10 protein-coding genes are annotated in these 11,918 nt (G+C 70.6%); 6 read left to right on the top strand and 4 right to left on the bottom strand.

Going from position 1 to position 11,918, the window contains the following annotated elements; genetic code table 11:
- The first annotated feature begins 4 nt into the window (after positions 1-4).
- From GT755_RS26110 to GT755_RS26085, 6 genes are all read left to right on the top strand, one after another.
- Positions 5-1,123: a glycosyltransferase family 4 protein gene (locus GT755_RS26110; protein ID WP_202610547.1), complete on the top strand. Its 1,119-nt coding sequence runs from the start codon at positions 5-7 to the stop codon at positions 1,121-1,123.
- A gap of 61 nt (positions 1,124-1,184) precedes the next feature.
- Positions 1,185-2,348, top strand: coding sequence for a GumC domain-containing protein (locus GT755_RS26105; protein WP_161482278.1), 1,164 nt, complete (start codon positions 1,185-1,187; stop codon positions 2,346-2,348).
- Positions 2,348-3,616: an MATE family efflux transporter gene (locus tag GT755_RS26100; RefSeq protein WP_161482277.1), complete on the top strand. Its 1,269-nt coding sequence runs from the start codon at positions 2,348-2,350 to the stop codon at positions 3,614-3,616. Before GT755_RS26105 ends, GT755_RS26100 begins: the two co-directional genes overlap by 1 nt.
- Entirely contained in the window at positions 3,594-4,607 is a 1,014-nt protein-coding gene (locus GT755_RS26095; RefSeq protein ID WP_161482276.1) for a YncE family protein, read from the top strand. The genes GT755_RS26100 and GT755_RS26095 overlap by 23 nt, the downstream gene beginning before the upstream one ends.
- A gap of 19 nt (positions 4,608-4,626) precedes the next feature.
- Positions 4,627-6,249 (top strand): outer membrane protein assembly factor BamB family protein, encoded by a 1,623-nt coding sequence (locus GT755_RS26090; protein ID WP_161482275.1) that lies wholly within the window; start codon positions 4,627-4,629, stop codon positions 6,247-6,249.
- 128 nt (positions 6,250-6,377) lie between these two features.
- Entirely contained in the window at positions 6,378-7,343 is a 966-nt protein-coding gene (locus tag GT755_RS26085) for an FkbM family methyltransferase (protein ID WP_161482274.1), read from the top strand.
- Here the strand turns inward: GT755_RS26085 and rfbD are convergent.
- The 4 genes from rfbD to GT755_RS26065 are packed head-to-tail and all read right to left on the bottom strand — an operon-like array spanning position 7,340 to position 11,604.
- Complete coding sequence (gene rfbD, locus GT755_RS26080; RefSeq protein WP_328794504.1) at positions 7,340-8,176, bottom strand: dTDP-4-dehydrorhamnose reductase; 837 nt, start codon at positions 8,174-8,176, stop codon at positions 7,340-7,342. The two genes, GT755_RS26085 and rfbD, sit on opposite strands and share 4 nt — an antisense overlap.
- Complete coding sequence (rfbB, locus tag GT755_RS26075; RefSeq protein WP_161482273.1) at positions 8,149-9,090, bottom strand: dTDP-glucose 4,6-dehydratase; 942 nt, start codon at positions 9,088-9,090, stop codon at positions 8,149-8,151. The genes rfbD and rfbB overlap by 28 nt, the downstream gene beginning before the upstream one ends.
- On the bottom strand, positions 9,087-10,154 hold the full coding sequence (locus GT755_RS26070; RefSeq protein ID WP_161482272.1) for a glucose-1-phosphate thymidylyltransferase: 1,068 nt from the start codon (positions 10,152-10,154) through the stop codon (positions 9,087-9,089). Before GT755_RS26070 ends, rfbB begins: the two co-directional genes overlap by 4 nt.
- A 4-nt stretch (positions 10,155-10,158) precedes the next feature.
- On the bottom strand, positions 10,159-11,604 hold the full coding sequence (locus GT755_RS26065) for a sugar transferase (RefSeq protein ID WP_161482271.1): 1,446 nt from the start codon (positions 11,602-11,604) through the stop codon (positions 10,159-10,161).
- Between the last annotated feature and the right edge of the window lie 314 nt (positions 11,605-11,918).

Below are 11,918 nucleotides of genomic sequence, written 5' to 3'. Positions count from 1 at the left end.
AACCATGGTTCGAGTGGTGATGGCCCACCCGTCGCCCGATCTCTACGGCTCCGACCGCATGCTCGTGGAATCGGTCCGGGCCCTGGCCGAAAAGGCCGAAATCACGGTCACTCTGCCTACTGACGGCCCTTTGTCCGTTTTGATTCGCGAGGCCGGGGCGAAGGTCGAGATCCTGCCCGTGCCGGTGCTCCGCAAGGCTTACCTGAAGCCGGCCGGGCTGGTGAAACTGGCCTGGGCGCTGGCCACCACACTCCCCCGCATGGTGTCCTACCTGCGCCGCGACCGTCCTTCCGTGCTGTACGTCAACACGGTCACCATCCCCTGGTGGTTGCTGGCCGGGCGGCTCGCGCGGGTGCCGAAGGTGGTGTGCCACGTACACGAGGCGGAAGAAGGGGTCCCCGGGCCGATCAGGCGGGCGCTGGCCCTGCCGCTGCGGCTCGCGCACACGATCATCGCGATCAGCCACAGCGTGCGCGACCGAATCGTGGCCGACGGCGGCCCTGACGGCAAAACGACCGTCATCCACAACGGCGTCGCCGGTCCCCCGCCCACCGACCCCCGCCCGGAGCACGGGGGCCACCTTGTCCTGGTCGGCCGCCTGTCTCCCCGCAAGGGCAACGACGTCGCCGTCGAGGCGGCGAAACTCCTGGTCGGCCGGGGTCACACGATCAGGCTGACGCTGGCCGGCACCATCTTCCCCGGCTACGAGTGGTACGAGACCGACCTCCGCGCCAAGGCGGCGGAGGCCGGGGCCGAGGTGGTCTTCGCCGGGTTCACCGACCCGGTGTGGCCGCTTCTGGCCACGGCCGACGTCGTGCTGGTCCCGTCGCGGGTCGAGCCCTTCGGCCTGGTCGCCGTCGAGGGCATGCTGGCCCGCCGCCCGGTGGTCGCCAGCGAGGTGCAGGGCTTGGCCGAAATCGTCAATGACGGGAAGAACGGCCTGCTCGTGACGCCGGGCGACCCGGTCGCGCTGGCCGACGCCGTCGAAACTCTGCTTAACGACTGGGCCGCCGCGAAAGCCCTCGCGAACAGGGCTTACGACGACGCCGTGTCCAGATTCAGCCTATTGCGTTACACGACGGCGATGGAGCGGGCGATTCTCGGGCCGGACGCAGATGTCTAAACTGTGAATCGACCACTTCTTTACGTGAAGAGGAAATGCACAGCGGGGAGAACAGGCATTCGTGGCCACAGACCAACGTGACGAGACCCCCGAGGTCGGTCTTCTTGAGGCCGTGTGGCGCTATCGGTGGTCGTCGCTCGCCCTGATCCTCGTCGCCGCGGTCGCCGCGGGGGCGGCGACGTTCTTCGTCTTCGGCAACGTCGAGGCGACCGCCCGCTTCGCGGTCGTCGACCCGCGCAGCACCACCTACCTGCGCATGGGCGTGTCCTCCGACAGCAGCTATATCGCCTACACCGCCCAGCGGGCCGCGTTCGCCCAGTCGGCGGGCGTGCTCGACCGGGCCCGGCAGCTACTGGAGAACGAGCAGAAGGTCGTCGTCGACCTGGAGACCCTGCGGCAGAGCGTCACCGCCTCGCCCGGCACCGCCGGCGGCATCGTCGTGGTCACCGCGACTGCCAAGACCGACAAACTGGCCGCGCAGATGGCCAACTCGGTCGTCGCGGCCTACCAGATCCTCACCGAGGCCGACGCCCAGCGTGAGCAGGAGAAGCTGCTCAAGAGCGTGCGGTCCACCCGCACCCGCGTGCAAGACGACCTGAAGCGGGCCCCCGACGGCAGCGCCACCGAGTCGTCGCTCACCGAGGCGCTGGTGCAGCTTCAGCTGAAGGAGTCGGAGGCGACGATCGACCTCGCCCAGTTCGGCGGCGGTGTCCGATTCGTCGACCAGGCCAACCCGCTGAAGATCACGCCGAGCAAGGTGCCGACCAACATCGCGATCGGCCTCGCGGTCGGCGCGCTGCTGGCCATCGTCATCGCGTTCCTGCGCGCCACCAACCCGATCGGCACGATCCGCGAGGTCACCACCCCGACCGGCCAGCGCCACAAGCCCGCCCAGTCGCGCCGTCCGGTGCCGTCCCGGCCCGAGATCAACGGCACGGCCCCGGTCAAGGCCGAATACGACGACCGCCCGACCGCCGCCTTCGAGCGCATCAGCCTGCCCGCCAAGACGCCGGAGCCCGCGACCCCCGCGATCGAGAAGGCGCCGGCGGAGAAGCCCGCGCCGCCGCCGATCCGGAGCTGGCCCGAACCGCCGCCCACCAAGGCGCCCGCCAAGACGCCCGCCAAGACGCCCGCGTCCAGGAAACCCGCGCCCACGACGCCCGCCGATCCGCCCGACGACGACGCCGAGCCCGTGGTGACGATCGACACCGGCGCCGCCTCCTGATGGCCGGTTCCCTCCGCAGGCTCGTCGCACGGGCGGGCGGCTCCGTCACCTCGCAGGCCGTCACCGCGGGCGGCAGCGTCGTCTTACAGCTGATCGCGGTCCGGTTCCTCGGGCCCGAGGCGTTCGGCGCCTACGCGATCATGATGGCCGTGCTCGTCGCGGTCACCACCGTCTTCTCCTCGTGGGTGGGCGACTCGCTCACCGTGTTGGACCGTTTCAATCCGCGCGTGCGGGCCGCGTTGTGCGCCTCGATCCTCGGGCTGACCGCCGCCGGGACCGTCGTCGGCGTGGTGTTCGCGCTGGCGCTCCACCTGGCCGACACACCGGGTGTCGTGGCGTTCGCGCTGCTCACGGTGTTGTGGTTGCCGCAGGAGAGCGCGCGACGGCTGCTCAACGCGCGGCTGGAGTTCGGCCGGCTGGTGCTCAACGACGTCGTCTACGTCGGGGTGACGCTGGCGATCCTCGCCGGGCTCTGGCTGACCGGCGCCCCGTTCACGCTGACGTGGATCCTGGGCGCGATGTGCGCCGGGCAGTTCGTGTCGCTGGGGATGACGCTGGCGCTGCTGCCGTCGGCGGAGTACCGGCTGCCGCGCCCGAGCCTGGCCGGGCTCGGCGAGGTGACCTCCTTCGCCGCGTGGCGGTCGGCGCAGGCGTCGCTGCGGCCGGTCGCGCTGCTGGTCATGCGGGTGGCGATCGACACGTTCGCGTCGCGTACGGTGCTGGCCGCCGTCGAGGCCGGGCGGTTGCTGATGTCGCCGGCGCTGACGGTCGTCCAGGGCGCGGGCTCCTATCTGCTGCCGACGTTCGTGCGGCGGCGTGACGCGGGGGTGCCGATCCGGCCGCGCAACGCGCTGGCCGCCTCGCTGGTGCTCATCGCCGGCACGCTCGCCTGCGGGGTCGCCGCCATCGCGGTCCTCGGGTACGTCGGCCCGCTCATCACCGGCGGGGCCTTCACCCTCGACGCGGTGACCGTGGGCGGCTGGGTGGCCTACACGGTCAGCTTCTCGGCCACTCTGCCGCTGTCGATGATGGCGGCCGCCTACACCCTGTCCCGCCTGGTGTTCATGGTCAGGGCGGCCGAGACCGCCATCGGCCTGGCGGCCATGCTGGTCGTGCTCGCGGTCGCGCCCGAGCTGGCCCACCTGGCGCCCTACTGCATCGGTTTCGGCGGCCTGGCCTCGGGATTCCTCCTATGGTGGCACCTTCGCCGCACGGCCCCCGTCCCGTCACGGAATGAGATCCCCCATGAGACGCACGCTGCTGAGTAGCGCCGTTCTGGCGTTCGCCCTGACGGCGGCGGTGCCCGCGTTCGCCGAGCCGGCCCCTCCGGCGCCGCTCAAGGCCGCCTGGAAGCAGGACCGGGTCATCGACAACCCGAAGATCACCGAATCTAGCGGCCTGTACGCCTCCCCGCTCCACCCCGGCGTCGTCTGGACCCACAACGACGGCGCCGGACCGGCCACCCTCTACGCCATCGGCCCCGACGGCTCGACCGTGGCGACGGTCACCATCGAGGGCGCGGCGGCCGTCGACACCGAGGCCATGGGCGGCTTCGTCGACCAGCGCGGCAACGCCCTCATCTACCTGGCCGACACCGGCGACAACGACAAGACCCGCCAGGCGGGGGTGACCCTGTTCGTCCTCCCGGAGCCGAAGGTCCTGGCCGACACGACGGTGACCGCCGAGCGCTATCCGATCGTCTACCCCGACGGCCCGCAGGACGCCGAGGCCGTGCTGATCAACCCGGCCAACGGCAACCTCTACTTCGTCAGCAAGACCCCGACCGGCGGCGCCGTCTACGGCGCGCCCGCCTCGCTGGTGCCCGATGTGGCCAACCGGCTGGAACGGCTGGTGGCCGTCCCCCACGTCATCTCCGACGGCCTGATCGGCTACGACGGCCGCATGTACCTGCGCGGCCTCAACAAGATCCGCATCTTCACCGACGTGACCGGTCACGTGGTGCAGACGATCGACGCGCCGAAGCAACCGCAGGGCGAGTCGATGGCGCTCAGCGCCGACGGCAAGACGCTGCTCGTCGGCAGCGAGGGCGAGAAGAGCGCGGTGTTCGCGTGGGCGCTGCCGAAGGAACTGGTGACCGGCCCGATCCGCAAACCCGGGCCGCAGCCCGACCCGAACGCGATCCAGCAGACCGCCAGGGCCAAGGAGCCGTCGCGGTTGCCGCAGTTCATGCTGGGCGGCGTGGCCGGGCTCGTGGTGCTGATCGGAGCAGGTGCGGCCATCCGTCGACTGAGGCGGTAATCAGGTTCATACTCCGGCCATGCGCAAACGCACGATCCTGGCCGTGTTATCCCTCACGTTCCTGCTGACCGGGCTGCTGGCGGCCCCGGCGTGGGCGGCCGACTACTCGGCCCAGCCGCGCGCCGGCTGGCTGCCGAACGGCCGGGTCCTGGCCATCGCCCATACGGGCGACCGGGTGGTGATCGCGGGTGAGTTCACCAGCCTGCGTCACTCCACGACCGGCGAGACCGTCGGCCGTCAGCGTGTCGCTCTGCTCGACGCCGCCGGCGGCGACCTGATCCGCACCTGGTCGCCCGCGGTGAACGGCGCGGTGCACGTTCTCGCGGTCGCGAACGGCCGGGTGTTCCTCGGCGGCGACTTCACCACCGTGGCCGGGCAGGGCCGCACCCGGCTCGCGGCGATCGACCTGGCCACCGGCAACGTCGTCGGCGGCTGGACACCCGCCGCGAACAGCACGGTGCGCGGGCTGGCCGTGATCGGCGACACCCTCTACGCAGGGGGAGCGTTCACGCAGGTCGCCGGGCAGAACCGGACCCGGCTGGCGGCCGTCGACCTGGGCAGCGGCGCGCTGCGCTCCTGGAACCCGGGAGCCAACAACACGATCATGGCCATGGCGGCGGCGCCCGACGGCGGGAGCGTGATCGTCGGCGGGCAGTTCCGCACTCTCGGCGGCGCGACGCGGCTGTTCCTCGGGTCGGTCGGCCTCAACGGCACGGTCACCGGCTGGGCCCCGCCCCCGAGTTGCGACCTGCCGAGCAACCAGTGCTGGGTGCTCGATCTGGCCGCCGACACCGACAGCGTCTACGCCGCCATCGCCGGAGTCGGCGGACGGCTGGCCGCCTACCGCCTGAGCAACGGGTCGCGCCGCTGGGAGCGCACCGCCGACGGAGACGTGGAATCGGTCGCGGTGCGCGGCTCCTACGTGTACGCCGCCGGCCACTTCTGCCCCGACTTCGCCGGCTTCCAGCGGTGTGACTTCGCAGCCGTCGACGCCGGGACCGGCGCGGTCGACACCGACTTCGCGCCCACGGCCAACGGCCAGGTGTTCGCGTTGCACGCCGGACCCGACGCGCTGCGCGCGGGCGGCGGCTACAGCCAGCTCAACGGGGTCTCCCGGCCCAACTACACGGAGTTCCCGCTCATCCCGCCGTCGGGCGACGTGACGCTGGTGCCGGCGGGTTCCTCGTGGCGCTACCTCGACGACGGCAGCGACCAGGGCACGGCCTGGCGGGCGGCCGGGTTCGACGACTCCGGCTGGCCGCAGGGCCTGGCCCAGTTCGGGTTCGGCGACGGCGACGAGCGGCAGCAGGTCGCGCCGGGCCGGATCACCTACTACTTCCGCACGACCTTCGGCGTCGCCGCCGCGTTCAGCCAGGTCACCATGAGCGTGATCCGCGACGACGGCGCGGTCGTCTACCTCAACGGGAACGAGATCTGGCGCGACAACCTGCCGACCGGCACGGTCACCTCCGCCACCCGGGCGCTGTCCACCGTCTCGGGCACGGCCGAGTCGCAGTGGACCGACGTGTCGTTGTCGCCCGGCCAGCTTCAGCAAGGCCAGAACACGATCACCGTGGAGATCCACCAGGACCGGCCCGACTCCAGCGACATCAGTTTCGACCTGCGCCTGCGGGCGCGCTGACGACGGGGCGGACCCGCCCTGGAGGGAGGGGCGGGTCCGAGTTCTTCTGATCGAATTGGGCCCCCAAAAGTGACCATGGTCACCCTTATTGTGGGTCGACACCTTTTGCCCCGATTCGAGAGAAGTCCATGGCCGAAAAGCTCTCACCCGTATTACGCGCCCGGATGCGGGCCCGGGAACTGCTCTCCCGCGCCCTCGTCGTGGTGCCGCCCGGAGTGACGATGAAGACCCGCTCGGGATTCCACTCCTCCTCCGGGGTCTCACGCACCCTGCTCGGACAGGTGGTGAAGGTGCTGCGGCACCGCCCGCTGGGCTTCGTCACCGACTTCGCCCTGCCGGACAACCCCCGCATCCGGCTGGCCGCCGTCGAGTCGCGGCTGGTGCGCATCCTGTTCTGGTACGGCGAGCGCGGCTACGAGGGCATGGAGACGGCCTGCTGGCGCGACCTGTGCGCCAAGGCGACCTCCATCCTGGAACTGGGCGCCAACATCGGCTACTACACCGTCCAGGGCGCCGAGGCGGCCGGGACCACCCCGTACGTCGCGGTGGAGGCCAACCCCGAGGCGGCGGCGATCGTGTCGCGCAACGCCGACCTCAACGGGCTCGCCAACGTGAAGGTGATCCAGGCCGCCGTGGTGCCCGACGACGCCCCCGCCACGCTGGAGTTGTCGCTGCCCGACCAGGAGAGCTACGTCGCCCCCACCGGGGCCTACCTGTCGGAGGGCGGCGAGGGCATCAGCAACCGCCCGGCCTCCCGGACGATCACCGTCCAGACGGTGAGGATGTCGGACCTGGTCGAGGGCGTCGACCTCATCAAGCTCGACATCGAGGGCTACGAGGCCGGCGTGCTGCGCGCGGTCTGGCCGCAGTTGCTGGCCTCCCGGCCCACGATCGTCGTCGAGGTGCTCAGGAACGTTCCCGCGCTCCGCCAGGTGCTGCGCGACCTGCGCGCGGAGGACTACGAGATCCGCGCCATCGGCCACGACGCGCTGCACGTCATCACCGACGCCGAACTGGCCTCCGAGGAGCCGCTGCCGCGCTACGGCTCCCGGGACGTGATCGTCGTACCGGCCGAGAAGGCCGGCGCCCTCTAGAGCTCGGGCCAGGCCTCGTGCAGGGCCTCTCGCCAGTCGCGCATCGGCTTGAGGCCCGCCGACGCCCACGCGCCGTGGGCCAGCACGCTGTTCTTCGGCCGGGGCGCCGGGCGGGGGAAGGCGTCCGAGGCGACCGGCCGCACCCGCGCCGGATTGGCGCCCAGCAGGCGGAAGACCTCCTGGGCCAGGCCGTGCCAGGTGGTGGCGCCGGAGTTGGTGCCGTGGAAGACGCCGTGGGCGCCCGAGCCGACCAGGTCGACGATCCGGCGGGCCAGGTCGTTGGTCCAGGTGGGCTGGCCGTGCTGGTCGTCGACGACGGTGACGACCTCGTGGGACCGTTCGAGGCGGGCCATCGTGCGCACGAAGCTGGGGCCGTGGGCGCCGTACAACCAGGCGGTTCTGACGACCGTCCCGTGGTGGGCGAGGACCACCTGCTCCCCGGCCAGCTTGGTGCGGCCGTAGGCGTTGATCGGGCCGGTCGGGGCGTCTTCCGGCCAGGGCTCGGCGCGCTCGCCGGAGAAGACGTAGTCGGTGGAGAGGTGGACGAGCTTGCGGCCCGCCCTCTCGGCGAGCGCGTGCGGCGCGTTGACCCGGAGGGCCGCCTCCTCGTTGGTCTCCGCGTCGTCGACCGCGGTCCAGGCCGCGCAGTTAACGACCACGTCGGCCCAGTCCACGGCCTCCGAGAGGGCGGCGGCGTCGGTGATGTCGAGTTCGGCCCGGGTGGGGGCACGGACCTCCGCGCCGTCGAGGACGCGTACCAGATCGGAGGCGAGCATGCCCCCGCCGCCGGTGACGAGCCAGCGGGTCACGCCCAGCCCCGCAGCGGCTTCCACCAGGTCGCGTTGTCGCGGTACCAGGCGACCGTCTCGGCCAGGCCTTCGTCGAAGGTCCAGCGGGGGGCGTAACCGAGGGCTCTCAACCGCGAGTCGTCGAGGCTGTAGCGGCGGTCGTGGCCCTTGCGGTCGTCGACGAAGTCGACGCTGTCCCAGGTCGCGCCGCACGCGGCGAGCAGGTGGCCGGTGAGCTCGCGGTTGGACATCTCGGCCGTGCCGGCGATGTGGTAGACCTCGCCCGGCTCCCCGCGTTCGGCCACCAGCCGGATGCCCTGGCAGTGGTCGTCGACGTGCACCCAGTCACGGATGTTGCCGCCGTCGCCGTAGAGCGGGACCCGCCGGCCTTCGAGCAGGTTGGTCACGAACAGCGGGATGACCTTCTCGGGGTACTGGTAGGGGCCGTAGTTGTTGCCGCAGCGGGTGATCGAGACGTTGAGGCCGTGGGTGACCGCGTAGGCCCGCGCGATCATGTCGCCGCCGGCCTTGGCCGCCGAGTAGGGCGAGCGCGGGTTCACCGCGGCGCTCTCGTCCCAGGAGCCGGACTCGATCGTGCCGTAGACCTCGTCGGTGGAGACCTGCACGACCTTCGGCACCCCGGCGTCGAGGCAGGCCTGCATGAGGGTCTGGGCGCCCAGCACGTTGGTGCGCACGAAGTCGGCCGCGCCGTCGATCGACCGGTCGACGTGGCTCTCGGCGGCGAAGTTCACCACCAGGTCGTGGCCCGGCACGACCTCCGCCAGCAGATCGGGGTCGCAGATGTCGCCGTGGACGAAGTCGTGGTCGACGCCCTCGATATTGGCGCGGTTGCCGGCGTAGGTCAGCTTGTCGAGGACGGTGATCTTCGCGTCGGGCAGCGTGCGCACGAAATGGGAGCCGATGAACCCGGCGCCGCCGGTGACCAGGACACGTGTCATGCGGAGATCTGCACCTTACTGTGGTCGCCGAGCACCAGCCGGTGGGCCCGGGGCGTGTTGGGAGCCGGAGTGACCTCGACGTCGTGGCCGATCAGCGACGCCTCGACCCGGCGCACCCCGGTGATGGACGAACGCGCCAGCAGGATCGAATATTCGATCTCGCTGTCGGCGATGACGCAACCGGCCGCCACCGAGGTGAACGGCCCGACATAGGAGTCGCGCACGAGCGCGCCCGGCCCGACGACGACCGGCCCGACGATGCGCGACCCGGTCACGACCGCGCCCTCCTCGACGACCACGCGCCCGATGAGCTCGGAGGCGGCGTCGACCTCACCCCGTACCGCCGGGGTGAGGGATTCCAGGACGAGGCGGTTGACCTCCAGCATGTCGGCGACGTTGCCGGTGTCCTTCCAGTAGCCGGAGATGACCGTCGACTCGACGCGGCGGCCGTCGTCGATGAGCCACTGGATCGCGTCGGTGATCTCCAGTTCGCCGCGCGCCGACGGCTTGAGCTCGGCCACCGCCTCGTGCACGGCGGCGGTGAACAGGTAGACGCCGACCAGCGCCAGGTCGCTCTTGGGCTGCCGCGGCTTCTCTTCGAGCGCCACCACCCGGCCCTGGGGGTCGAGTTCGGCCACGCCGAACTGCGTCGGGTCGGGGACCTGCGTGAGCATGATCTGCGCGGCCGGGCGGTCGTGTTCGAACCGGGCGACCAGCGAGCGGATGCCGCCGACGATGAAGTTGTCGCCCAGGTACATGACGAAGTCGTCGCCGCCCAGGAAGTCGCGCGCGATCTTCACCGCGTGCGCGAGCCCGAGCGGCGCCTCCTGCCGCAGGTAGGTGACGTTCAGCCCGAAGCGTGAGCCGTCGCCGACCGCCGCCTCGATCTCGGCGTGGGTGTCGCCCACGACGATGCCGACGTCGCCGACGCCCGCGTCGGCGATGGCCTCCAGGCCGTAGAAGAGCACCGGTTTGTTCGCCACCGGTACGAGCTGCTTGGCCGACGTGTGCGTGATGGGACGCAGGCGGGTGCCCGAGCCCCCCGCAAGAACCAGGGCCTTCATGGTGTCAGTACGCTCCCCGCCCGCCGAACACGGCCGACCACGTCTTCCAAAGAATGAGCACGTCGAGGGTGAGCGACCAGTTCTCGACATACCGCAGGTCGAGCCGCACGGACTCCTCCCACGTCAGGTCGGACCGGCCGCTGACCTGCCACAGGCCCGTCATGCCGGGCTTGACCAGCAGCCGCCGCCGGACGTCGTCGCCGTACTGGGCGACCTCCTCGGGCAGCGGCGGGCGTGGGCCCACGAGGGACATCTCCCCCTTGATGACGTTGATGAGCTGGGTGAGCTCGTCGAGGGAGTAGCGCCGGAGCCACGTTCCGAGCGGGGTGACCCTTGGATCGTTCCTCAGCTTGAAGAGCACCCCGTTGCCGTCGTCGCCGAACGTTCGTAACGTGATCTTGCGGTGTTCGGCGTCGACCGTCATCGTGCGGAACTTGTAGACGGTGAACAGCTCGCCGTCCTTGCCGACCCGAGCCTGCCGGAACAGCGCCGGCCCCGGGCTGCTCACCCTGACCGCCGCCGCGATGACCAGCATGAACGGCAGCAGCATCAGCAGCACCACGCTCGCCACGACCCGGTCGAACACGCTCTTCACGGCCTGCCGCATGCCCCTGATGTCGGGGTGTTCGACGTGCAGCAGCGCGAGCCCGGCGACCGGCCGGATGTTGATGCGCGGCCCGGCCACCTCCATCAGCGCCGTCGCGACGAGCAGCTCGGTGCCGCGCTCCTCCAGCTGCCAGGCCAGCCGCCGCAGCGCGTGGCCGTCGAGTTCGGGACAGGCGAGCACGGCCACGCTGTCGGCCTGCGACGCCACGACCACTTCCGGCACGTTGCCGAAGTCTCCCAGCACCGGGAACCCGTCGACCTGCGCGGGCAACTGCCCGGCCTGGTCGGGCGGCACGCACGCGGCCACGATCCGCATGCCGTGGTGGCGTTCGCGGGAGAACTGCGCGTGCAGGTCGAGCACCGACGTCCAGTGGCCGACCACGACCACCCGCCGCAGGCACTCGCCGTTGCGACGGCGGTGGTGCAGCCGCTTGCGCAGGGCGTAATGGACGCCGAGCGTGAGCAGCGCGCAGATCGGGATGCCGGCCATGACGTAGGAACGGGCGATCGACGTCTGGGTGACGTACGCGCTGATCGCGACGACCGACGCGAGGATGGCCGCGGAGTGGATGATCTTGCGGTACTCGTCGGCGCCGTCGCCGATGTGGCGGCGGTCGTACCCCCCGACGAGCCCCACCGTGAGCGGCCAGGCGGTGGCGATGGCCAGCCCGAGCGGCACCTCGATGGGATGGGCTTCCCCCAGCGCGAACCGCGCCAGCAGGACGCCCTGAATGGCCACGGCACCACTGACGGTGTCCATGGCGACAGCGGCGCGGATGTAGCGCCGTGACCAGCCGGGATCACTGACCCCGGAACGAACCACCTCTTCAAGAGCAACATCCATGTCGCAGATGCGCCTTTCCCCCACACTTGTTACCTGACGGACGCCCCACCTGTACCGTTGGTTTACCTAGATCACTGACCGATCTTGTTGACCTTGAAGTCTGTGAGCGGTGGAACGATCGTAAGATCGCCGCAACATAGAGGAAAGTTCATCTGAATGTCCACATAAGGCCATTTATACTTCAGGCGCGGCTCTGGACAGCTGCGCTCATACACGCTTCGACCTGGATATTTTCGGCATCTTCGCAGCTCTCCACCCGGGACGTCCTGACGTGAGCCAAACCACAGACGAGCCAGTACCGAAAAAGCGTTCTA

Origin of the sequence: Herbidospora solisilvae (assembly GCF_009901565.1) — a bacterium.
GTDB classification, from domain to species: Bacteria; Actinomycetota; Actinomycetes; order Streptosporangiales; family Streptosporangiaceae; genus Herbidospora; species Herbidospora solisilvae.
Note: the sequence above shows the minus strand (reverse complement) of the source record. Positions and strands in the feature narration are given on the sequence as shown.